Source organism: Nocardia macrotermitis (assembly GCF_009604405.1).
GTDB classification, from domain to species: domain Bacteria; phylum Actinomycetota; class Actinomycetes; order Mycobacteriales; family Mycobacteriaceae; genus Nocardia; species Nocardia macrotermitis.
Genome location: NZ_WEGK01000007.1, coordinates 353450 through 376984, shown reverse-complemented (window position 1 = coordinate 376984; position 23535 = coordinate 353450). Strand labels below are relative to the sequence as shown.

The window sequence follows — 23535 nt, the reverse complement described above, 5'->3', positions numbered from 1 at the left end:
CGCCTGAATACCCTTCGTGACCAGGAGCCCAGTGCCCAGCTTCGCCGATACCACGTTCACCGATCCGTCGCAAATTCGGAACTTCTGCATCATCGCCCACATCGACCACGGGAAGTCGACCCTGGCCGATCGCATGTTGCAGCTGACCGGAGTTGTCGAGGAGCGGGCGATGCGCGCGCAGTACCTGGACCGGATGGATATCGAGCGGGAGCGCGGTATCACCATCAAGGCCCAGAACGTGCGGCTGCCCTGGTCCGTCGACGGGTCGGACTACGTCCTGCACCTGATCGACACCCCGGGTCACGTGGACTTCACCTACGAGGTGTCGCGGGCGCTCGAGGCGTGTGAGGGCGCGGTGCTGCTGGTCGACGCGGCACAGGGTATCGAGGCGCAGACGCTGGCCAACCTGTATCTGGCACTGGACAAGGATCTGACGGTCATCCCGGTGCTGAACAAGATCGACCTGCCCGCCGCGGATCCGGATCGCTACGCCGCCGAACTCGCGCACATCGTCGGCTGCGAGCCCGAGGACGTGCTGCGCGTGTCGGGGAAGACCGGCGTCGGCGTCGCCGAACTGCTGAACGCGGTGATCGAGCAGATCCCGGCCCCGGTCGGCAAGGACGACGCCCCGGCCCGCGCGATGATCTTCGACTCGGTCTACGACACCTACCGCGGCGTGGTCACCTACGTGCGTGTGGTCGACGGCAAGCTGACCCCGCGTCAGAAGATCAAGATGATGTCCACCGGCGCGACGCACGAGTTGCTCGAGATCGGCATCGTCTCCCCGGAACCCAAACCGACCCGGGGCCTGGGCGTCGGCGAGGTGGGCTACCTCATCACGGGTGTGAAGGATGTGCGGCAGTCGAAGGTCGGCGATACCGTCACCACCGCCCGTGACGGCGCGACCGAGGCGCTGGCCGGATATCAGGACCCGCGCCCGATGGTCTACTCCGGCCTCTACCCGGTCGACGGCTCGGACTATCCGGACCTACGCGACGCGCTGGAGAAGCTGCAACTCAACGACGCCGCCCTGACCTACGCCCCGGAAACCTCGGTGGCGCTGGGCTTCGGTTTCCGCTGCGGCTTCCTGGGTCTGCTGCACATGGAGATCACCCGCGAACGCCTGCAACGCGAATTCGACCTGGACCTGATCTCGACCGCGCCGAACGTCGTCTACCGCGTGATCCTCGAGGACGGCACCGAACACGTGGTGACCAACCCGTCGTTCTGGCCCGAGGGCAAGTTGCGGCACGTGTACGAGCCGGTGGTCAAGTGCACGGTGATCGCGCCGAGCGAATTCATCGGCTCGATCATGGAGCTGTGCCAGTCCCGGCGCGGCGAACTCGGCGGCATGGACTACCTGTCCGAGACCCGCGTCGAGATGCGGTACACGCTGCCGATGGCGGAGATCATCTTCGACTTCTTCGACTCACTCAAATCCCGCACCCGCGGTTACGCCAGCCTCGACTACGAGGAGGCCGGCGAGCAGGAAGCCGATCTGGTGAAGGTCGACATCCTGTTGCAGGGCGAGGCCGTGGACGCGTTCTCCGCGATCGTGCACCGCGACGCCGCGCAGGCCTACGGCCACAAGATGACCACCAAACTGCGCGAACTCATTCCGCGCCAGCAGTTCGAGGTGCCCATCCAGGCCGCCATCGGCTCGAAGGTCATTGCGCGCGAGAACATTCGGGCGATCCGCAAGGACGTGCTGGCCAAGTGCTACGGCGGTGACATCAGCCGGAAGCGCAAACTGCTGGAGAAGCAGAAGGAGGGCAAGAAGCGGATGAAGACGATCGGACGCGTCGACGTTCCGCAGGAAGCCTTCGTCGCGGCGCTGTCGACCGAAGCGTCCTCGGACAAACCGAAGGGCAAATAGCTCCGGTCGATCGGGCCCCGGTCGATCTCGGGGCTTTCGAATCGAACCGCGCACTGGCACCCTGGTGTGGCGCACCACGATCCGGTGTCCGCCGTGCCTGGAGGATGTGACAGGTACGTGTTCCGGAAATATGGTGTTACCTGTTCTCGACTGTTGGCAAGACCGTTCGGTTCTCGGAGCCGGACACCTGAGAGTGGAGTGTGTATGTCGCGTGACCTGCCCCTCGACGCAGACGCGGAGGAACCGGGCGATCACGCCGGAGATACCGCGTATCGCGTCGCGACCGGCGTCGCGCGGGTCGCGCGGGCAGGGGCGTACGTCACCGGTGGTGCGCTGGTCGCGGAGGGGAGCGCGACGCCGCGGAACAACGAATCCCACGACGCCAGCCGGATCGCGGGCTGGTCGCTCCAGGATCCGCAGCCCAATGCGCCCAGTCCGGTCGTCACCTACCCCGATCCCGCGCCGGATTCGGTGCCGCCGGTGCTCGGTCATCCGGGGGCCGCGGCGTCGGATCATCCGCTGCTCGCGTTTCCGAATCTGCCGCCGGGCTTCGAATTCCACGTACATATCGAGACCGGGCCCGACGCGGGAGCCGAACAGCCCGATCTGAGCAAGATTCCGGGGATGAACTCGTTTCCCGGAAGCGACGGCAACACACCGGGGTTGAGTGTGGTGCCGGGTCCGAGTGTCGGATCGGGGACCGGGACGGGGACCGATCATCTGCCCGGCACGGGTAACGTGCCCGGCCTGGGTAACGGGATGCCGGGTCTCGGCAACGGTGTGCCGGGCCTGGGTGACGGAATTCCGGGGCTGGGCAACGGTATTCCCGGTCTCGGGAATACGCCGGGGAACGGTGATTCGCCGTTCGAGTTGCCGAGTGTGCCCTCGATTCCGGACGTTCCGGCGATGCCGAGCGTGCCGTCGGTGCCCGAATTCCAGATTCCCAAGCTCAATACCGGTCAGGGAGGTCTGCCGGGTCTGCATCCGGCGGCCGCGCCGATCGCCATGGACAGCGGCCAGGGTGGCCCCGGTGTGACGCTGGCGAGCCTGGTGCACCCGGTCTCGGCCGATGGTTTCGGGCCGATCGATCTGGGTGACGCCGCGACGCCGGTCGCCGACAGCGGGGCGGATTTCGGTCCGCTCGGCTCGGAAAACGATGCGCTGCACGTGGTTTCCGGGTTCGAAGGGGTGGGCAGTGCCGAGCTGAGCATCTACGCCGACGTGCAGGTCCACCTCGACGCGCACGCCGGGCTCGACGGCGTCTGGCTGAATATGAGCGCGCAGGCCGCGGGCGGTGTCGTCGGCGGCATCGGCGAGCAGATCGACACCTACGGTCAGTGGTTCGGCGGGCAGTCCGCACCGGCCACCGCGCCCGGCCCGGAACCCACGCTGGGCCGGGACATGCACGGGCATCCGCACGGAATCCGTTCGGGCATGGGCGTTTCCGGTGCCGGCGGGCACGGGTCGGAGCACGGTACGCCCGCCGGGGTGCCGGCGCCCGGCATCGCGGCGCCGGGGGTGGTGATGCCGGTGAACGTGGTGAATCCCGTTGCCGCGCCGGTCGTTCCGGCCACCGCGGCGCTGTCCTCGACCGTCGCCGGGCCGACGGTGCCCACCTCGGTCTCGGTCGCCCCGCCCGCCGCGGTGAGCGCGCCCACTGCGGTGACCGCGCCCGCCGTCGCGACTTCGGTCGCCACCGCGCCGCAGCCCGCGACCGTGGTGATCGCCTCGCCGCCGATGCCGCAACCGGTCGTCACGACGCCGCTGCAACCCGCCGCGCACACGGATCCGGCGGTACACGCGCTGGCCGGCGCGCTGCCGGACCATCTCGGCCCGATTCCGCTGGGTGCGGGTGCGGTGGTCGGCCCCGCGGCCTTCCTCGGCCTGACCAAACCGGCTCCGGCGGCGGCCACACCCCCGCACACCGTGCCGGGCGGGCAGCACGGCGGCAGCGTGGAAACGGCTGTCCCGCAACCACTCACCGGGCCGTTCGATCATTCGCCGATCCCGCACGTGAGCATCCCGCCGATCCCGCTGACCGGCGGCCTGGTTCCCTCGCACGGTCCGCAGCCGACGCCCGCCCACGGTCCGACCGCGGGCCCGTCCCACACCTACGGCCCGTCGGTGCGTCCGACCCCCGCCGACGATCACGGCCCGACCTCGACCATCGCGGTGCATCCGAACCCGACCTTCAGCGACGATTCGACCACCGACCCGCATTCGGTACCGACCACGGTCGAGCCGAGCGTGCCCGCGCATCCGGGCTCCGGTACCGCGACGACCGTGCAGCCGGGTCACGGATCATCCACGCCCACACGGGATTCCACGCCGACCCACGATTCGACGCCGACCTACGCGCCGCAACCCACCCACGGCCCGACGTCCACCTACGATTCGGGCCCCACCCGGCAACCCCTGCCGACCCACGATGCGCCGCCGACGCACCAGCTCCCGACCCACGAGCTGCCGACGCGTGAGCCGAGCCTGCCGACCCAGGCGCCGAGCATCCCCACCCATGTGCCGACCGTGCCGACGATGCCCGGTAACGATGCGCCGTCCGGTGGCACCGTCCCGCACCTGCCGGGCGGCGGTTACGGTGGACCCGGTATGAACACCGAACCCCATTCACCGACGCTGCCGCAGCTGACCATGAGTCCGCACCTGCCGACGAAACCCATTGCGGAAGTTCACGATTCGAGCGCTTATGCACCCTGGCCGGACGCCGGTCACGCGGGCCTGAGCGCGGTACCCACCGGCCTGTCCGGCGGCCTGCTCCCCGGCACCGAGACCCACCCCGTACATCTTCCGCTCCACCCCGCCCCCGACCTGCATATCGCGCTGTGACCACGGTCGATCCGGCCGCGGCCAAACATCCCGATGCGATGGCCCCGCTGCTGCGGCAGCTCGACGAGCTGCTGGGGCTCACGCGCGCGGCGGGCCGGGCCGATCTGACCGCGCGGCTGGGTATGTCCCGGTCCCGGGTCGCCGATCCGCGGGTGCGCCTGGTCGTGGTCGGCGAGCCCAAGAACGGGATGAGCACCCTGGTCAACGGCCTGGTCGGGACGGTGGTCAGCGCCACCGACAGCCCGGTCAGCGTCCCGGTGATCGCGGAATACGGGCCGCAGGCCACCGCGACGCTGGTGCGCACGGTCGCCGGTGGCCGCACCGAACGTCAGCCGGTCGATCCCCTGAATCCGGCGGCGGCGATGTCGCTGGACGGCGTGGTGCGCGCCGAGTTCACCGATCCGAGCCCGCTGCTGGCCGAGGGCTTCGTCGTGATGGACGCACCCGGCGCGCCGGCCGATACCCCCACCATCTGGTCGCTGATCGCCGCCGCCGACGCGGTGCTGTACGTCGCGGACGCGGGCAAGGAGTACACCCCCGAACAGATCGTGCTGCTCGCGCGCATCCAGCAGGTCTGCCCGACGGTGATCTGCGTGCTGAACAAGATCGATCGCAACCCCGCCTGGGCCCAGGTGCAGCAGCGCAACCGCGAACTGCTGGACCAGGCGGGCCTGGGTTTCGCGGTCGCGCCGATCTCCGCCGAGAAACATCTGCGCGCCGGTGCCGATCAGCGCCGGGACCTGGAATCCGGTGTGCCGCAACTGATCGAGCACCTGCGCGAGTACGTACTACAGCGCGCGGACGCCCTGGCCCGCGAGGCCGCGATCCGCGATATCCACACCATCACCGATCATCTGGCGCTGGCCCTGCGCAGCGAGGCCGAAACCCTGCGTGACCCACAGCGTTTCACCGAGATCACCGAACAACTGCGCGGTGCGCGCGCCGAGGCCGACAATCTGCGGCAGCGTTCGGCGAACTGGCAGATCACTCTCGCGGACGGCTGTTCGGATCTCATGGCCGATATCGAACACGATCTGCGACACCGGTTGCGCAGCCTGGTCCGCGACGCCGAGGCCGAGATCGTCAAGGGCGATCCGGCCCGCCACTGGAAGGACTTCGGCGCGGACCTGGACGCCCGCATCTGCGAGGCAGTGGAGGAGAACTTCGTCATCGCGCACTACCGCTCGGCCGAACTGGCCGAGGAGGTCGCGGAGAAGTTCCCCGGCAGCGACTACGAATCCGCGCTCCCGGATCTGCGCCTGGAGAATCCGGCCGACGTGCTGGAACCGGTGGCCTCGCTGGAACCGCTCGCCTCGGCGAAAATCGGTGTGATCCAACCGATTCTGAACATCATGCGCGGTTCCTACGGCGGCCTGCTGATGGTCGGCGTGGTGCTGGCCAGCGTGCTGAACATCCCGCCGGTGAACTGGTATTCCGGCGCCGCGGCGATCCTGCTGGGCGTCAACGCGTTGTGGGAGGACCGCAAACTGCGTCGCGAACGTCGTCAGGCCGAGGCCCGCACGGCCGTCGCGCGACTGATGGACGACGTGATCTTCCAGGTCAGCAAGGAATCCCGGCACCGGCTGCGCGGCGTGCAGCGCACCCTGCGCGACCATTTCACCGAAATCGCCAACCAGACACTGCGTTCGGTGGACGAATCGCTGCGCGCCGCGGAGGAGGCCGCCGCCGAACAGTCCGGCCCCGCCCGCGACCGCCGCCTCACCGAGATCGAGTCCTCCCTCATCCGCCTCCGAGAAATTCGCGAAAGGGCTTGAGCCGCATCGTTTCCCCGCGCACTCGATATTCACCGAGTGCGCGAGGAAGCGTGTTGCGAGCCGACGGTCGACACGTCCTCGAATCCCGGATGCCGACCTGTGTCCGCTGTGAAATCTGTTGTCGCGGAGATGATTCGAGACGGGTTGGCTAACCCGCGCGATGAGCGGGATGGAATTCCCCCGCGCTGATGGACTGTTCGGCCCGGATGACGTGCGTCAACGCATTGATCAGCGCCAGGTGGGTGAACGCCTGCGGATAGTTCCCCAGATGACGTCCGGTCCGCGGATCGATCTCCTCGGCATACAGCTCGAGCGGGCTGGCGTACCCCAGCAGTCGCTCGCACAGATGCCGGGCCCGCTGCACCTCGCCGATCTCCACCAGCGCCGAGACCAGCCAGAACGAGCAGATGGTGAAGGTGCCCTCGACGCCGGACAGGCCGTCGTCGGTGGTATCGGTGCGGTAGCGCAGCACCAGGCCCTGATCGGTGAGGTCGTCGGCGATGGCCAGCACGGTGTTGCGGACCCGGGGGTCGTCGGCGGGCAGGAAACGCAGCAGCGGGACCAGCAGCAGTGACGCGTCCAGGGTGTCGCCGCCGTAGGTCTGGGTGAAGACGCCGTCCGCGTTGACGCCGTTGTCCAGGATGTCCGCGTGGATCTCCTGGGCCAGCTCGCCCCACTTCTTGGCGTAATCGCTCTCGCCGTGCATCTCGGCCAGATGCGCGCCGCGGTCCAGCGCGACCCAGCACATCACCTTGGAGGAGGTGAAATGCTGCGGCTCACCGCGCACCTCCCAAATGCCGCGATCGGGTTCTCGCCAGTGCTCGATCGCGCCCTGGACCTGCTTCTCCAGCATGGGCCACAGCGTCTCGGGCACCTGCTGCCGCGACCGCACGTGCAGATACACCGAATCCAGGATGGTGCCCCAGATGTCGTGCTGCTCCTGGTTGTACGCGCCATTGCCGATCCGGACCGGCTGCGCGCCGTCGTACCCGTGCAGATGGCCCAGTTCGTATTCGGTGATGGTGCGTTCCCCGCCGATGCCGTACAGCACCTGGAGCGGGCGGGTGTCGCCGTTGTGGTCGGTGGCCGCGTCGTGCAGGAACGCGAAGAAGTCGTCGGCCTCGCGGTTCATGCCCAGGGTGTACAGCCCCCACAGCGCGAACGTCGAGTCCCGTACCCAGGCGTAGCGGTAGTCCCAATTGCGTTCTCCGCCAGGGGTTTCCGGCAGCGAGGTGGTCGCGGCGGCGAGCAGCGCGCCGGTCGGGGCGTAGGTGAGGCCCTTGAGCGTCAGCGCGCTGCGTTGCAGATATCCGCGCCACGGGTGGTCGGGGAATTTACCGAGGGTGATCCACTGCCGCCAGCATTCGGTGGTCGCCCACATCTTCTCCGCGGCCTCGGCGTAACTGCGCGGCGCGGGCAGCTCCGACCAGGACAGCGCGACGTAGACCTCGTCACCCTCCTTCATCCGGGTGCGGGCGCGGGCCTCGCGGCCCTCGATCCCGATGCGCAGATCGGTGGTGAGGGTCAGGCTGGTGCACTGCGCGACGGTCTCGCTCGCGCTGGTGGCCTTGACCTCGCAGGTGGCGGTGGCCTGCTCGTAGACCCGGCCGGTGTACTCCCAGCGGGCCGGGGCGCGGTGGTAGTCGAAGGCCGGTTCGCAGCTGACCTCCAGTTCGACCACGCCGTTCACGCATTTCACCGTGCGCAGCAGGATGTGTTCGGCGTCCCAGTCCATCGGCGTGCGGCGATGGGTGCGGCTGCGCTTGTCGTTGTTGTGCCACGGGCCCAGCACCAGCGCGTCGCGCACGATCAGCCAGCCGGTATCGGTTTGCCAGGTCGTCTCCACGATCATGCCGCCGGGCAGGTAGCGGCGGGCCGCGGGCACGTTCACCCCATAAGGGCCGACCCGGAAATGTCCGGCGCTACGATCCAGCATCGCGCCGAAGACGCTGGGCGAATCCGGTCGCGGCAGGCACATCCATTCCACGGCCCCGTTGCGGGCGATCAGGCAGTTGGCCTCGCAGTCGGACAGGAACGCGTAGTCGTCGATGGGCGGGTAGGCGGATTTGTGGGTGATACCGCTCGGCGTGGGCAGATATCCGGCGGTGAGTTGGCTGTCGTCCACGTCACCGAGGGCGTGACGGCGTACCGCGGCGGCATCGGTACCGGTCGGGATTTCGTCGTCGGGAACGGGCTGCGGCGGCTGGTCCGCATCGCTGACGTCGGCGGGGGCGTCGTTCAGCGGTTCGTCGTAGGACGTCATAGGGACATCATCGGCCCGCCGGGGCGGTGCCGTCCAGCATCGCGCGGGCTCAGCGGGTAAATAGCCAGGCGACGATCACGAGCACGATCAGGGCGATCAGCGCCAGTTGGACGCGGGAGCGAGGCATCAGACGGTTTCCTTCTGCCGCGTGCCCAGCGATCGCGAACCCAGCGGCTGCGGGCCGTATTCGAGCGGCTGCGGGCCGTAGTCCAGGGCGTCCAGCGGGTGCGGTAACTCGTCGTCCGGGCCCTCGGCGTAATTGTCGGCATCGATCGGCGAGATCGGGTCCGGTTCGGGCGCGCGGTCGCGGCCGAGCGCGCGCAGGCCCTCGTGCAGCAGTCGATCGAGCAGGTACGCGATGAGGAAACTGATCGGGACCATCCCGATCAGGACCACGGCGAACTGCGGTAGGAACGGCAGGCCCGCGACCCACAGTTCGAACCCGTCCCACCATCCAGCAATGCCATGCACGAGCTCAGCCTAGCCCGCGTCCGGGTGCGGGGGGAGTGGGCCTCGGTCGGCCGGTGCCGAACGTTCTGCCGCTGTCGGTAGCCCGGGGTACGCTCTCGCCCATGTCAACCGATGAGGATTTCGCTGAGCTCACCCAGCTGCTCGACACCGAGGAGCTCGAGGAGGGGCCCCGGCTGATCGCCACCCATTACGCCACCCCCGAGGAGGCGATCGAGATGGTGCGCGCCGCCCAGCTGCTCGGCCTGGGAGTGCGCCTGCACAACCGCCTGCGGATCGAGGAGGCCGACGAGGACGGCGAGGAGTCGGCCTCGGAGGAGTGGATCCTGGATCTGCTGGAGAGCCCGCCCGAGGTGGATGAGGACTGAGAAAACCAGGAACGTCGACAGCCAGGTTTGCGGCGCTGCTTGCAGCCCGGACGCGTGGCGGGTGCGAGGTGCGAGTGCCCGCCACGGGGCCGGGCGGTGAGCCTCAGGCACCGCAAACCCGGCGGAGAGGAGCGGAGGCAGAAATCAGAGCCCGAGCTTCTTGCCGATCTTCGAGACCGTTTCGCTGACTTCCTGGCCCACGGTGGTGACAGCGGAACCGACGTCACGACCCAGGTTGCGCACGGTGCGGATCAAGGGGTCCTCCGAGGCGTCGAAATTCTCCCGGTAGCTGCGGGCGGCATCGCGGATCTCATCGCTGATCCGGGTGTTCTTGTCCTGCTCGCGCAGCGGATAACGCCCGCCCAGGATCCGGTCGTACTCGCCGCTGCTGATCCAGCGCCGCAGCTCCGCGGCCCGCAGCACCGAGAACGGGTGCGTCTGCATCTCCATGTTCAGCAGTTTGAGCACACCGTCGCGCAGATCGCCGGTGCGGTCGTAATCGTCGGCCTGTTGCAGGAACGCGGCGTGGCTCATCTCCTTCACCATCGCCCCACCGGCCAGCTTCATGTGCACCCGCACCGAGGCGTCCACATCCTGCCCGCACAGCAGTCCGGCCCGGTCGCCCGAGAGCTCGGACTTGCGGCTCCACTCCATCAGCGCGGCGATGATCGCGCGCAGCGCCCAGCCTCCGACCGGCATCCAGCCGAACGAGGAGGCCAGATTGAGCAGATGCATCAGCATGGTCCGGTAGACCGCGTGCCCGGACATCGCGTGCCCGAGTTCGTGCCCGACGACGAACCGCAACTCCTCCACGTCGAGCAGTTCGATCAGTCCGGTGGTCAGCACGATGAACGGTTCGTCCATGCCGATGGTGAACGCGTTCGCGGTCGGATCCTGCAGGACGAACAGCTCCGGCGCGACGGGCGCGTCCAGGATGCGCACGGCGTCGGTGCGCAGGTCGTGCAGTGTCTTGAACTGCCGCTCGTCCACCCGCACCGCGGTCGCCAGATACATCAGCCGGTGTTGACGCTCGCGCAGCAGTCCGGACAGGGTGCGCAGCACGGTGTCGAATCCGGCGAATGTGCGCATCGCCACCAGCGCGGTGCGGTCTGCGGGATGCTCCCACGCGCGGGTGCTGATACCGGGAAACGATCGCCGAATACGATCCGGAGCGGCGGATTCTCCGGCCGTCCGGTCGTCGTCGGCGGGTTCGTTCGGTGTTGCGGTCACAGATGCCCCCAGGGGTTCGTTAGGTCGCGGTGATTCGTCCTGTTCTGCTACAGTCTGCCCGTGTCATCGAGTGCAATGCCGAAGGTCCGCCATGAATTGGCGTTGATCGCAGTCGGTTGCCTCGTGCTCGCGGACATCTACTGTCGCTGATAGGGCGGACACTACTGCGCGCCTAGACTGGCCGCGATCGAATTTCCAGATGTGTCCGTAATCGCCAGGCCCCCTTCGCGGGCCCCGTCGTGGCGTTGCCGGAATCACTTGCAGGGCAACGGAAACGGCATCTCGATACCTCACCCGCAATACCTGCGGGCAGGCAGGAAAGGTCCACATCCGAAATGTCTCCCAGCAAGAGGCCCGGTGCCCGGCGATCCACGGCGGCGGCCGTGGTCGTGCTAGTGGCGGCGCTGCTGAGCGCCTGTAGCGGCGGTACCAGCGACGTTCCCGGCAGCAAGGGCGGTGGGGGAGGCAGTGGCGCGCTGACGCTGTTCGCCTATTCGACCGCCAAACCCGCCTTCGACAAGGCCGTGGCCGCGTTCAACAAGACCGCCGCGGGCGCGGGCGTGCAGGTGCAGCAGTCCTACGGCGCCTCGGGCGATCAGTCCCGCAAGGTGGCCGCGGGCGCGGTGGCCGACGTGGTGAACTTCTCGGTCGAACCGGACGTCACCCGGCTGGTCACCGCCGGTCTGGTCGATTCGAAGTGGAATGCCGACGCGGACAAGGGAATTCCGTTCGGCTCGGTGGTCTCGATCGTGGTCCGCAAGGGCAATCCGAAGGGCATCCACGACTGGAACGATCTGCTGAAGCCGGGCGTGCAGGTGGTCACCCCGAACCCGTTCAGCTCCGGTTCGGCGAAGTGGAATCTGCTGGCGCCCTACGCCGCGGAGAGCAACGGCGGGGAGAACCCGCAGGCCGGGCTCGACTACCTGGGCAAGCTGATCACCAAGGACCACATCAAGGTGCAGCCCAAATCCGGCCGCGAGGCGACCGAGACGTTCCTGCAGGGCACCGGTGACGTGCTGATCAGCTACGAGAACGAGGCGATCCTGGCGCAGCGCGAGGGCGATCCGATCGAATATCTGATCCCGCCGATCACGTTCAAGATCGAGAATCCGGTGGCCGTGCTGAAGAACGCCCGCAATATGGACAAGGCCGTGGCGTTCAAGGATTTCCTCTACACCCCGGCGGGCCAGCGCGCGATCGCCAACGCCGGATTCCGGCCGGTCGATCCCCAGGTCGCGGCCGAATACGGCAAGGACTTCCCACAGCCCTCGAAGAAGTTGTGGACCATCACCGACCTCGGGGGCTGGAAGAAGGTGGACAAACAACTGTTCACGCCGAACACCGGCAGCGTGGCGACCATCTATGACAAGGCGACGAAATAGTGACCGAGATCCAAACCACGGCGCCGGTGCACCCACCGAGCCGTAGATCATGGCTGCGGGTGACCGGATCGGTCGGCCCGCTCGGCATCGCCACGGCGGTGCTGTGGCTGAGCGTGATCGTGCTGCTTCCGTTGGCGGCGTTGGCATTTCACGCCTTCGACAAGGGCTGGTCCGGATTCTGGTCCGCGGCCACCGCACCCGCGGCGCTGGACGCGTTGCGGGTGACCATCATCCTGTCTGTGCTGGTGGCCCTGCTCAACGTCGTGATGGGCACGCTGGTGGCCTGGGTGCTGGTGCGCGACGACTTCCCGGGCAAGTCGATCGTGAACTCGCTGATCGACCTGCCCTTCGCGCTGCCCACCATCGTCGCCAGCATCGTGATGCTGGCGCTGTACGGACCGGACAGCCCGATCGGCATCCACCTCAACGCGACCCAGCCCGGCGTCATCGTCGCGCTGGCCTTCGTGACGTTGCCGTTCGTGGTGCGGGCGGTGCAGCCGGTGCTGCTGGAATCCGATCATTCGGTGGAGCAGGCCGCGGCCTCGCTGGGCGCGAGCAACTGGACCACCTTCCGCAGTATCGTGCTGCCCTCGCTGGTTCCGGCGATCGTGTCCGGCGGTGGCCTGGCCTTCGCCCGCGCCATCGGTGAATTCGGTTCGGTGGTGCTGATCGGCGGCAACATCCCCGGCCGCACCCAGGTCGCCTCGCAGTACATCCAGCAGCAGATCGAGGTGGACCGGCCGGTCAGTGCGGCCGCAGTTTCCGTTGCGCTGCTGGTCATTTCGTTCGTGACACTGCTGGTGCTGCGGTTGTTCGCCGACCGCACCGCGCGCAAGGAGCTGGCGAGCCGATGAAACTCTCACCGCTGAGCCGCATTTCGTTGCGCGTGGTCGCGCTGATCTATCTGTTCGCACTGCTGGTGGCGCCGGTGGTGATCATCCTGTGGCGCAGTTTCGCCCAGGGCCTGGGCCAGTTCTACGACTGGATCTCCACGCCCGCGGCGATTTCCGCGTTCAACGTCACGATGATCATCCTGGTGATCGTGGTCCCGCTGAACGTCCTGTTCGGCATCGTCACCGCGATCGCGCTGGTGCGCGGAAACTTCCCGGGCCGCAGCCTGCTGCAAGGTGTGGTCGATCTGCCGTTCGCGGTTTCCCCTGTGGTGGTTGGTGTTTCGCTGATCATGCTGTGGGGTGTGACCGGCTGGTTCGGTGGCGTCGAACATCTCGGCTTCCGGGTGATCTTCGGGCTGCCGGGCATGGTGATCGCCACCTTGTTCGTGACCCTGCCGTACGTGGTGCGCGAGGTCGAGCCGGTGCTGCACGAGATCGGTGACGATCAGGAGCAGGCCGCCACGACCCTGGGCGCCTCCCGCTGGCAGACGTTCTGGCGGATCACCCTGCCCGCGATCCGCTGGGGCCTGACCTACGGCATCGTGCTGACCGTCGCTCGATCGCTCGGCGAATTCGGTGCGGTGATCATGGTCTCGACCGGTCTGCCCGGCGGCGGTCAGACCCTGACCCTGCTGGTGAACGCGCGCTACATGGACGACCGCAATATCTTCGGATCCTATTGCGCGGCAACACTTCTGATGGCCATGGGGCTGGTCACCCTGCTGCTGATGACCCTTCTCGAACGCAAGCGGGGCACCGCGAAATGACGACCTCGACAAACCCCGCCGGAGGCGAGCACATGATCACCGTTGCGAATGCGAAGAAGAATTACGGCACCTTCGCCGCACTCGACGATGTCAGCATCGATATTCCCGCGGGCGAGCTGACCGCCCTGCTGGGCCCCTCGGGCTCGGGCAAATCGACGCTGCTGCGCTCGATCGCCGGACTGGAGTCGCTGGATTCGGGGGTGGTCACCATCTCCGGCCGCGACGTCACCCGGGTCTCGCCGCAGAAACGCGATATCGGTTTCGTCTTCCAGCATTACGCGGCGTTCAAGCACATGACCGTGCGCGACAACGTCGCCTTCGGACTGAAGATCCGCAAGCGGCCGCGCAACGAGATCGCCAAGCGGGTGGACGAACTGCTCGGCATCGTCGGCCTGGACGGTTTCCAGCATCGGTATCCGGCGCAGTTGTCCGGCGGTCAGCGGCAGCGGATGGCGCTGGCCCGCGCGCTGGCGGTCGATCCGCAGGTGCTGCTGCTGGACGAGCCGTTCGGCGCGTTGGACGCCAAGGTGCGCACCGATCTGCGGACCTGGCTGCGTCGGCTGCACGAGGAGGTCCATGTGACCACCGTGCTGGTGACGCACGACCAGGAGGAGGCGCTGGACGTCGCGGACCGGATCGCGGTGATGAACGCGGGACGGATCGAGCAGATCGGCAGCCCCGAGGACGTCTACGACCGTCCGGCGAACGAATTCGTCATGTCCTTCCTGGGTGCGGTGGCCAAGTTGAACGGCCATCTGGTGCGCCCGCACGACATCCGGATCGGTCGCGATCCGGAGCTGGCGTTGGCCTCGAACGAGGGCACCGCGGAATCCGCGGGCGTCACCCGCGCCACGGTCGAGCGGGTGGTGGTGCTCGGTTTCGAGGTGCGGCTGGAGTTGCGCAACGCCGCCACCGGGGATCTGTTCACAGCGCAGGTCACCCGCGGCGACGCCGAGGCGCTGCAACTGCGCGACGGGGAGACCGTGTACGCGCGCGCGACCCGGATTCCGGGGTTGCCGGCCGGAGACTGAGTGCGGCAGCGGGCGGACTTCCCTTGGGGGTCCGCCCGTTTCGTCGTTGGCTGTGCCGATGGCCGTTCCACAGGGTTCACCCATGTCCGAACGGTCTGTGCGGGAGATGTCACGCGCGGACAACCCCGTGTCCGGTGGTTGTCAGTACCGGGTTGCGGATGGTTGCCTGGGACACGTTCGGATCACGATTGCATAAACGCTGTTCGTCGATCGAGGATGGGTGCAGATGACGCTGGGGCTCGGAATCAGTATCGGAACGGTCAATACGGTGTGCGCCGTGGCGGGGGAGAGCGGCCGAGCCGCCCATCGCAACAAGAGAAAGGGCGCGCCCACCACGTGGCGCACGACCCTCACCTTCGACAGTGCCGGTGTCGCGCGCATCGGCCGCATTCCCAAGCACGGCCGCGCGCTGGCGGAGTTCGCGGATCTGAGCCAGCGGTCCACGCCGACCGCGCGGGTCGGCAACCGCACGCTCACCGCGGCGGATCTGGTGGCGACCGTCGCGCAGGGCGTGATCGCCGAAACGCTCGGCCCGGAGCCGGACGCGGGCGTCGCGCTGGCGGTGACCCATCCGGTCGGGTATTCCGAGGAGCAGGTCGGCGAGTTGCGCGGGGCGCTCGAGACCGTCGGTCTGGCGCGGGCCGAACTGATCTGTGAACCCGTCGCCGCCGCGGCCTGGCTCGAGGCCACGCAGGGGCCGATCACGCCGGGCCTGATGCTCGTCTACGACCTGGGTGGTTCGGGGCTGAGCGTGACGCTGGTCCGGGTCGGGGCGGGTGCGCCCGACAATCGCGTGGTCGGCAAGTCGGTCCGGTCGGCCGATTACGGCGGTCGCGCGTTCGGCGCCCTGATGACGAAGCGGGCCAGCCGCCTTGCCTCACCGCGTTCGCTGACCGGTTCGGATGTCGCGATCTCGGCGCTGCGGTCCATTCACGTGCTGCGTTCGGTGGATCTGGTCTACAAGTGCCTGCGCACCGCCGATGTCACGATGGCCGATGTGGATCGGGTGCTGGTGATCGGGGGCGCGGCCCGGCCGCGCGAGGTCGCGCAGGTGCTCGGTGAGGAGCTGGCGCGTCCGGTGATCGCCGCGGCGGATCCCGAGCGCACGATCGCCGACGGCGCGGCGATCCTGGCGCAGCGGGCGGCCGAGGCGGCGCGCGGGACGGTCTCGCGGCGTCGGATCGGTACCGCGTGGTCGCAGCGGCGGTTGGTGCGCGTCGCGGCGGCGGTGCTGATCGCCGGGGGCGGCGCGATGGCCGGCGTGGTGCTGCCCGAAGCCGCGGTGGCGGCCGGAACGAGCCATCCGGGGCTGGTTTTCCTGGACCGGTGACCTGCGGCGGTTGACGTCACCTCTGGTTGGTGTAACTATTGGAAACAGTTACCCAACGAGTGGAAGGCTGTGACGATGACGTCCGTTGCCACGACGCATGGTGCAGGCCACGTCGAGCCCGAGGACCCGATCGTCCGCGAGGCCCGGGAGTACGCCGCCAAGCTGACGCTGCTGTCGGAAGGTTCGGTGAACCGCCACTTCGATCCTTTCGAGGATATCGACTGGGATAACCCCGATTTCCATCCCGATGCCGACCCCGAGCGCTGGATTCTGCCTGTTTCGGCGGATCCGCTCGGGCGGCACCCGTGGTACCTGTCGTTGTCGAAGCAGCAGCAGATCGAGATCGGCAAGTACCGCCAGGCCAACGTCGCCAAGGTCGGTCTGCAATTCGAGTCGATCCTGATCAGCGGCATGGTGAACCACACCTTCTCGCTGGCCAACGGCGACCCGGAGTTCCGGTACTGCACCCATGAGATGACCGAGGAACTCAACCACACCCAGATGTTCCAGGAGATGGTCAACCGGATCGGCGCGGACGTGCCGGGCATGGGCCCGATCGTGCGCAAGCTCCGGTACCTGGGCGTGCCGGTGGCGACGCTGACCCCGAACCTGTTCTTCATGGCCGTGCTCGCCGGCGAGGAGCCGATCGACCACATCCAGAAGGCGATCCTGCGTTCGGGAGAGGAGGTGCACCCGATCATGCGCGGGGTCATGTCGATCCACGTCGCCGAGGAGGCGCGGCACATCTCCTTCGCGCACGAATTCCTCAAGCACCATGTGCCCGAACAGAAGTCGGTGAACAAGTTCGTGCTGTCGCTGGCCATGCCGCTGATCATGTGGATCCTGGGCCGGTCGATCGCGACGCCGCCGAAGTCCTTCTTCGAGGAGTTCGACATTCCCGACGCGGTCCGCAAGGAGCTGTTCTACGGTTCGAAGGAGGCCCGCAAGGTGTTCGCGGACTACTTCGTGGACGTGCGCGCGCTGGCCAAGGACATCGGGCTGATGAACCCGGTCGCCAAGCAGGTCTGGAAGATGTTGCGCATCGACGGCCCGAGCAGCCGGTTCCGGTCGGAGCCGCTGCGCGTGGTCAAGGCGAGCTGAGGGCGAGCGCACAGTGCCGTACGTCGTCACCCAATCCTGCTGCAGCGACGCGTCCTGCGTCTACGCGTGCCCGGTCAACTGCATCCACCCGACTCCCGACGAGCCGGATTTCCTGACCGCGGAAATGTTGTACGTGGATCCGCAGACCTGCGTGGACTGCGGGGCGTGCGCCACGGCGTGCCCCGTCGACGCCATCACCTCGACCAAGCGGCTCACGCCCGAGCAGCAGCCGTTCATCGAGATCAATGCCGATTTCTATCGGCAGGCGCGCCCGCGCGCGGTGCTGGCCCAGCCGGTGCCCGCCGCGCGGGTCGAGGGCGGGCCGTTGCGGGTGGCGATCGTGGGTTCGGGGCCGTCGGCGATGTATGCCGCCGACGAGTTGCTGACCCAGCCCGATGTCGCGGTGACGGTGATCGATCGGCTGCCGGTGCCCTACGGGCTGGCCCGGTTCGGTGTCGCGCCGGATCACACCAAGACGCGGCAGGTGAGCCGGTTGTACGACGTGATGTCCGAGCAGTCCGGATTCGGTTCGTATCTGAATCTCACTGTGGGGCAGGATGTTTCGCACGAGGAGCTGCTCGCGCATCATCACGCGGTGATCTACGCGGTCGGCGCCTCGACCGATCGTAAGCTCGGCATTCCCGGTGAGGGCCTGCCCGGCAGCGCCTCGGCGACGGAGTTCGTGGCCTGGTACAACGGCCATCCCGATCAGGCCGAGCGGGAATTCGATCTGACGCAGCGTCGCGCGGTGATCGTCGGCAACGGCAATGTGGCGCTGGACGTCGCGCGGATCCTCACCTCCGATCCCGACGCGCTGGCTCGCACCGATGTGTCCCCTCGGGCACTGGAAGCGTTGCGGCACAGCAAGATCGAAGAGGTCGTGATCATCGCGCGGCGCGGTCCGGCCGAATCCGCCTTCACCGTGCCGGAATTCGTGGGCCTGCTCGGTGCCGATGTGGACATCGTCGTGGAAGGCGATGTGCCCGAACCGGTTCCGGGTATGCCGCAGAAGGTCGAGCACAAGCTCCGGCTGCTGCGCGGCCTGGCCGACCGTCCGGCGAGCGGCCGCAAGCGGATCGTCTTCCGCTACCTGTCCTCCCCGACGGCCCTGGTCGGCACCGACAAGGTCACCGGAATCGAGTTGGCGCACAACGAACTCGCCACCGACGCCGACGGCACGGTCCGCGCCGTCCCCACCGGCGTCACCGAAACCCTGGACACCGGAATGGTTCTCGCCTCGGTCGGCTACCGCGGCGTCCCCCTCCCCGGCCTCCCGTTCGACGACGCCGCCGGTGTCATCCCCAACTCCGCAGGCCGCGCACAGTCCGCCCCCGGCGGCGCCACCGTCCCCGGCGTCTACGTAACCGGCTGGATCAAACGCGGCCCCACCGGCTTCATCGGCACCAACAAGTCCTGCGCCCAGGAAACCGTCCGTGCCCTGGTCGAAGACTTCAACACCGGCGTCCTCGCCGAACCGGCCCACAGCGCAACCGATTTCGACGCACTGGTCTCGTCTCGCCGCCCCGCGGTCATCCGCGGCGGTGCCACAGCAGCCCGCCCCAACTGGAAGCGCCGCCTACTCGCCCGCGTCTGAATCGCACGACCTCGGATTGGCACCCGACTGGATCAGCCGCCCCATAGAGCCGCTGCGGGGTCTTGCGGATGAACACGCGGCCGGAGATCGGACCCGGCATTCGGTGGGCCGACGCATCGCCGGACAGGCAGGTCCGCCAGGCTCGGCAGGACCTCGCCCTCGGCGAAGGTGATCTGCGCCCGAAACTGCCGTGGCCGAACCGCTGCAAAGCTTCCCGCCACGGAACGCGACCAGCGATTGCCATCCAGGTGATACGCCTCCAGACGGCCAGGACAGCCGACCCGACCTACACAGCCGACCCGACCTACGACAACGTGTTGCGCGCGACCAACATTCGCCGCCTCGGGGGCACCGAGTCGGCCGGCCCAGTGCAGTCCTGCACCCAGGCCGCTCGAGCCCGCGACAGTCACATCGGTGACCACTGTCGTATTGGCGCAGCGAGTATGGCCGAGGTGGTTTGGCGTGCGGCGACGTGCTGTGCGATCGGCGTTCGGTGGCCCAGAGACCAGGTGCGTCCCGCGACTGTCGTATCGGTGACCGATGTTCGGCGGGCAAGTGCGGCTGAGCCGGTGTGGTGTGCGGCGATATGTTGTGCGGTCGGCGTGCGGTGGTTCGGAGGGCAGAGGTGTGACCTGCGACTGTCGTATCGGTGACCGGTGTTCGGCTGGTGAGTGCGGCTGAGCCGGTGTGGCGTGTGGCGATGTGTTGTGCGTTCGGTGGTTCAGCAGGTGTGACCTGCGACCGTCGTATCGGTGACTGGCGTTCGGCGGGCAAGTGCGGCTGAGCCGGTGTGGCGTGCGGCGACATGTTGTGCGGCCGGCGTGCGGTGGTTCGGAGAGCAGGTGCGGCCCGTGACCGTCGTATCGGTGACTGGTTCGGCTGGTGAGTGCGGCTGAGTTGGTGTGGTGATGTGCTGTGTGATCGGGGTTCGGTGGTTCGAGATCGGCGAGTGTGGGTTGAGTCGGTGTAGCGCAGTATCCAGCCGGTCGCGTCGGTGGTCGGTGTGTCGTATGGGTCACCGGGTGTGGTTGGGGTGTTGGTGTGGCGGGTGCGATCCGTGATCACCGACCGGTGTTTCGACGCGGTGGGTGTGGCTGAGTTGGTGTTGTGGTGCGTGCGATGGGCGTTCAGTGATCCGGTTTGTTGCGTGTGGTTGGGCGGTTGGTGATCGGTTCGGTGACGGGCGTCGGGTCGATGGGTGTGTGGCTGTGCCGATGGGGCCGGGTGGCGTGTGTTGTGGGCAGAGGTTGGTTCGGGCCTCCCGGGTGAATCGACCTCTGCCCAGGGCGACATGTGGTCGGCGAAATGTGTTGTCCGGAATGCGAGTTCGGTCCGGTTGGGTGTGTTGTGTCATGCGGGTGGGGTGTGGAGTTTTTGGGCGGTGGCGGGGTGGGATGGGAGTGGTGAATGCCGGTGGTGGGGCGGGATGTCGGATACCGGCCGGTCTGTCCTGAGTGGTCGTTCCGTCTGAAAAGGTCGCTGTTCTTTCGGTGGCTACTATTCAGATAATCGAGATTGGTTGTGTGGATGAGGATGTCGGGAAGTTGTTGGGGCGCGTTTGCAGCGCACCGGTCGGTTTGTAATGCCTGCTACTGAAAAGTAGATGGTTTTTCCAGTTAATTGGGCGTGTCGTATATTCGGCGGCCTATTTTTCTGATCTGCATGCCGGTCTATCAGGTGATATGTGATGTAGACCGGTGGGTATGAAACCTTTTCCGCCCATTGGGCATCCGCGATTGAAATCAACCAGCTAACCTGTGTTCGCTGTTTGGTAAACGACCGCGACCACGAGGTGCGTCCCCCGGGCCGTGGTCTCGGTTCGTTTGACAGGATGGCAATGACTGTTGGCTTCGGCATGAGCATCGGCACAGTGAACTCTGTGTGGGCGGCCACTATCGGCGATGGCGAACTTCCCGTCGTGCGGGTGCGCCGCACCGCCGTCACATTCGACGGCGCGGGCGGTCCGCGGCTCGGCGGGCTGCCTCGATTCGCGCCGGTGGTAACGGATTTCGCCGATCTCACCCGGGAGATCGAGCCCGTCGTGGTGGGCGGGCGGATCTGGACCGCGGCCGATCTCGTCGCCGCGGTGGCCACCGGTCTCATCGGCGCCACCGAATCCGACGGCGAACCCGTGATCGCCTATCCCGCTTGCTATTCCAGCGCGCAGGTTGCCAAGCTGCGGCATGCCGTGGACTGGGCCGGTGCCACCGGGACACTGCTGATGCCCGAACCGGTCGCCGCGGTCGAGTGGCTCGATGCCGAATACGGCGTCTCCGACAACGGTTTGACCCTCGTCTACGACCTCGGCGGCAACAGCCTCGACATCGCGGTCGTGCGCACCGAGGCCGACCGCGACAGGCGCGGCGTACTCGGAAAACCGTTGCGCTCCTACGAATATGGCGGACGGCCGCTGGGGACGACGCTGGCCCGCTATGCCCGCGCCCTGTCGCCCGGTGCGGCCGCACCGGTGTCGCAGGTCGTCCCGGCCGACGACACCACTCGGCTACGCACCTGGAACATCCGCAATTCGCTACGCCTGGTGCGGCGTTGCGTGCGCGGGGCCGGGCTCACCGTCGGTGATATCGACCGGATCCTGCTGATCGGCGGGGCGGCGCGGCCGATCGAGGTGGCGCAGGTGATCGCCGAACTGGGACGTCCGGTGGTGATCTCGACGGATCCGGCGCATACGGTCGCGGCCGGGGCGGCGCTGGCGTCCTTCCGGACCGCCGACACCGGTCCCGATCTCGGTCGGTACGCGCGCGGCGCGGCCGTGATATCCAGTGCCGCAGTCGCTTCGGCGCTGGCCATGTCGGCGGCCACCATGCTGGGCGGCGGTCCGATCGGATCCGACGGTCCGGTACTGGAATTCGCGCCCGTACTAGCCGGACCCGCGCCCGATCCGGTGCGCGAGGTGCAGGTGATCGACGGCGTCGCTCCCGGTGCGACGACGATGGGCTCGCCCGTGGTGGTGGCCGACGCCGCGCTGCGGACCTATTCCCCGACGCGGGCGTACGGCGGTGTGGCACAGGCTGTTCCGGCCGTCTCGACGATGGCCGAGGTGTGGCATTCGCTGAGCGAGCACGGTCCCGGCACGCATTGCAGTCCGATGGACCGTCTCCAGCAGACGACGTATGCCGATCCCGCACAGTTCGTCAACCCCCTGCCGTTCGCCCGAACCCCCGGCGCGGCGATCCCCGTCATCAGCCTGCCTCGCCCGATCATCGGCCCGGAAAGCGTTTCACCACACCGTGTCCCGGACCACGCCGCGCTACCCGGCACCTGGAATCCGGCGGACCACGTCGCGCCACCCGCGGCCTCCCAGACCTCACTCACGAATCCCGCTGTCACACAACCGGGTACGGGCACCCCGCCCCCAGCCGCAGTGCCCCCTGCGACCTCCAGCCTCCCGGGAGCGAATTCGACTGCGGGAGCGCAGAATCCGGCACCAGGAGCCACCTCCGCCACCGGAACCCAGCCGGGAACCAACCTCGGAACCGGAACCCAGCCGGGAACCAACCCCGGCACGAGCCCCCAGCCCGGCTCCGGCACCCCCGGCCCGGCCTCCTCCGATCCAGCGCCAGGCACCGGAACCTCGTCAGGAGACTCCACCGCCTCCACCGGCACCTCAGGCGGCAATCAAACCTCGACCGGCCCCGCCACCGGCAACCAGAACTCTTCCAGCACAGGCGATTCCGCAGCCTCACCCAACTCCGGCAACGGCCTGTCGAACTCCTCGGGAAGCAACACCTCCCAAAACACATCCAACTCGTTCGGCGGCTCCACCTCCGCAGGCAGCAACACCTCCACCTCCGCAGGCGGCGCAACCTCCAACAGCTCCTTCGGCGGCTCCACCTCAACCGGCCCCTCCGGCGGCTCAACCTCGAACGGAACCTCCAACTCCTCCGGCGGCTCAACCTCCAACGGAACCTCCAGTTCCGCAGGCGGTTCGACCTCGAATGGAACTTCCAGCTCCGGCGGCGGCAGCTCTTCCTCCGGCGGCGGCGCATCCAGCTCCGGCGGCGGCAGTTCCTCGGGCGGCGGCAGCTCCCACGGCGGCTCCTCCAGCGGCGGCGGCGGACACCACTGACGCCACCCGGACCGCCGTGAAATTGAGGGGCGGCGGCCCGAATCCGATTGGGCCGCACCCCGTTCGTCTTTCCCGTTCGATGTCATGCCGAGACAACGGGCGCGGTCTTGCGGGGTGCGGCGCGGTATCCAGCGGCGGCTCCAGCTCTGGTGGCGGCAGTTCCCACGGCGGCTCCTCGAGCGGCGGCTCCAATGGTGGCGGCGGACGCCATTGATGCCACCCGGATCGTCGTGAAATTGAGGGGCGGCAGTCCGAATCCGACTCGGCCGCACCCCGTTCGCTTTTCCCTGCTCGATGTCCTGCCGCGATAACGAGCGCGGTCTTGCGGGGTGCGGCGGGGTATCTGGCGGCGGCTCCAGCTCCGGTGGCGGCAATCCTCCGGCGGCAGCTCTTACGACGGCTCCAATGGCGGCGGACACCACTGATGCCACCCGGACCGCCGTGAATTGAGGGATGGCGGCCCGAATCGACTCGGCCGCACCCCGTTCATCTTTCCCGTTCGATGTCATGCCGAGACGACGAGCGC

General features: G+C 67.8%; 16 protein-coding genes. 13 read left to right on the top strand and 3 right to left on the bottom strand.

Translation table 11 applies throughout. The features are described 5' to 3' along the window. Positions 1–16 precede the first annotated feature (16 nt). The 3 genes from lepA to NRB20_RS19000 all read left to right on the top strand — a co-directional run bounded on the left by lepA (position 17) and on the right by NRB20_RS19000 (position 6495). Positions 17–1876, top strand: a complete 1860-nt coding sequence (gene lepA / locus NRB20_RS19010; protein ID WP_406603850.1) for a translation elongation factor 4 — start codon at positions 17–19, stop codon at positions 1874–1876. Between the two features lie 204 nt (positions 1877–2080). Continuing rightward, positions 2081–4720 (top strand): hypothetical protein, encoded by a 2640-nt coding sequence (locus NRB20_RS19005; protein ID WP_153411445.1) that lies wholly within the window; start codon positions 2081–2083, stop codon positions 4718–4720. After that, the gene (locus tag NRB20_RS19000) at positions 4717–6495 is read left to right on the top strand and encodes a P-loop NTPase family protein (protein ID WP_319945098.1); all 1779 of its coding nucleotides are present in this window, start codon (positions 4717–4719) and stop codon (positions 6493–6495) included. Before NRB20_RS19005 ends, NRB20_RS19000 begins: the two co-directional genes overlap by 4 nt. A gap of 148 nt (positions 6496–6643) precedes the next feature. On the opposite strand, the gene NRB20_RS18995 is transcribed toward NRB20_RS19000, so the two are convergent. Next, complete coding sequence (locus NRB20_RS18995; protein ID WP_227833638.1) at positions 6644–8758, bottom strand: glycoside hydrolase family 15 protein; 2115 nt, start codon at positions 8756–8758, stop codon at positions 6644–6646. Between the two features lie 126 nt (positions 8759–8884). Further along, positions 8885–9229 carry a hypothetical protein gene (locus tag NRB20_RS18990; RefSeq protein WP_153411444.1) on the bottom strand — a complete coding sequence of 115 codons (345 nt, stop codon included), beginning with the start codon at positions 9227–9229 and terminating at the stop codon, positions 8885–8887. 101 nt (positions 9230–9330) lie between these two features. Between NRB20_RS18990 and NRB20_RS18985 the strand changes: the two genes are divergently transcribed. After that, entirely contained in the window at positions 9331–9594 is a 264-nt protein-coding gene (locus tag NRB20_RS18985) for a hypothetical protein (protein WP_153411443.1), read from the top strand. Positions 9595–9738: 144 nt separating this feature from the next. Here the strand turns inward: NRB20_RS18985 and NRB20_RS18980 are convergent, their stop codons facing one another. Beyond that, positions 9739–10824, bottom strand: coding sequence for a M48 family metallopeptidase (locus NRB20_RS18980; protein ID WP_319945097.1), 1086 nt, complete (start codon positions 10822–10824; stop codon positions 9739–9741). A gap of 75 nt (positions 10825–10899) precedes the next feature. Here NRB20_RS18980 and NRB20_RS39620 point away from each other — a divergent pair, with 75 nt between their 5' ends. From NRB20_RS39620 to NRB20_RS18940, 9 genes are all read left to right on the top strand, one after another. After that, on the top strand, positions 10900–10974 hold the full coding sequence (locus tag NRB20_RS39620) for an Ms4533A family Cys-rich leader peptide (protein WP_406603854.1): 75 nt from the start codon (positions 10900–10902) through the stop codon (positions 10972–10974). 185 nt (positions 10975–11159) lie between these two features. Continuing rightward, the gene (locus tag NRB20_RS18975) at positions 11160–12206 is read left to right on the top strand and encodes a sulfate ABC transporter substrate-binding protein (RefSeq protein ID WP_153411442.1); all 1047 of its coding nucleotides are present in this window, start codon (positions 11160–11162) and stop codon (positions 12204–12206) included. Positions 12207–12214: 8 nt separating this feature from the next. Further along, positions 12215–13060: a sulfate ABC transporter permease subunit CysT gene (gene cysT / locus NRB20_RS18970; protein WP_406603853.1), complete on the top strand. Its 846-nt coding sequence runs from the start codon at positions 12215–12217 to the stop codon at positions 13058–13060. Then, positions 13057–13866: a sulfate ABC transporter permease subunit CysW gene (cysW, locus tag NRB20_RS18965; protein ID WP_153411441.1), complete on the top strand. Its 810-nt coding sequence runs from the start codon at positions 13057–13059 to the stop codon at positions 13864–13866. The genes cysT and cysW overlap by 4 nt, the downstream gene beginning before the upstream one ends. 32 nt (positions 13867–13898) lie before the next feature. After that, complete coding sequence (locus tag NRB20_RS18960) at positions 13899–14897, top strand: sulfate/molybdate ABC transporter ATP-binding protein (RefSeq protein WP_153411440.1); 999 nt, start codon at positions 13899–13901, stop codon at positions 14895–14897. Between the two features lie 226 nt (positions 14898–15123). Next, positions 15124–16227 carry an Hsp70 family protein gene (locus NRB20_RS18955; RefSeq protein ID WP_153411439.1) on the top strand — a complete coding sequence of 368 codons (1104 nt, stop codon included), beginning with the start codon at positions 15124–15126 and terminating at the stop codon, positions 16225–16227. A 75-nt stretch (positions 16228–16302) separates the two neighbouring features. Continuing rightward, positions 16303–17328, top strand: coding sequence for an AurF N-oxygenase family protein (locus tag NRB20_RS18950; protein WP_153411438.1), 1026 nt, complete (start codon positions 16303–16305; stop codon positions 17326–17328). Positions 17329–17341: 13 nt separating this feature from the next. Next, the gene (locus tag NRB20_RS18945; protein ID WP_319945096.1) at positions 17342–18922 is read left to right on the top strand and encodes an FAD-dependent oxidoreductase; all 1581 of its coding nucleotides are present in this window, start codon (positions 17342–17344) and stop codon (positions 18920–18922) included. A gap of 1870 nt (positions 18923–20792) precedes the next feature. Then, positions 20793–23009, top strand: coding sequence for an Hsp70 family protein (locus NRB20_RS18940; protein ID WP_194289921.1), 2217 nt, complete (start codon positions 20793–20795; stop codon positions 23007–23009). Positions 23010–23535: the final 526 nt, after the last annotated feature.

Excerpts from the sequence above, each read along its gene's own strand:
- NRB20_RS19005 (WP_153411445.1), top strand. The coding sequence starts at position 2,081 with ATGTCGCGTGACCTGCCCCTCGACGCAGACGCGGAGGAACCGGGCGAT.
- NRB20_RS18995 (WP_227833638.1), bottom strand. The coding sequence starts at position 8,758 with ATGACGTCCTACGACGAACCGCTGAACGACGCCCCCGCCGACGTCAGC.
- NRB20_RS18985 (WP_153411443.1), top strand. The coding sequence starts at position 9,331 with ATGTCAACCGATGAGGATTTCGCTGAGCTCACCCAGCTGCTCGACACC.
- NRB20_RS18975 (WP_153411442.1), top strand. The coding sequence starts at position 11,160 with ATGTCTCCCAGCAAGAGGCCCGGTGCCCGGCGATCCACGGCGGCGGCC.
- cysW (WP_153411441.1), top strand. The coding sequence starts at position 13,057 with ATGAAACTCTCACCGCTGAGCCGCATTTCGTTGCGCGTGGTCGCGCTG.
- NRB20_RS18960 (WP_153411440.1), top strand. The coding sequence starts at position 13,899 with ATGATCACCGTTGCGAATGCGAAGAAGAATTACGGCACCTTCGCCGCA.
- NRB20_RS18955 (WP_153411439.1), top strand. The coding sequence starts at position 15,124 with ATGACGCTGGGGCTCGGAATCAGTATCGGAACGGTCAATACGGTGTGC.
- NRB20_RS18950 (WP_153411438.1), top strand. The coding sequence starts at position 16,303 with ATGACGTCCGTTGCCACGACGCATGGTGCAGGCCACGTCGAGCCCGAG.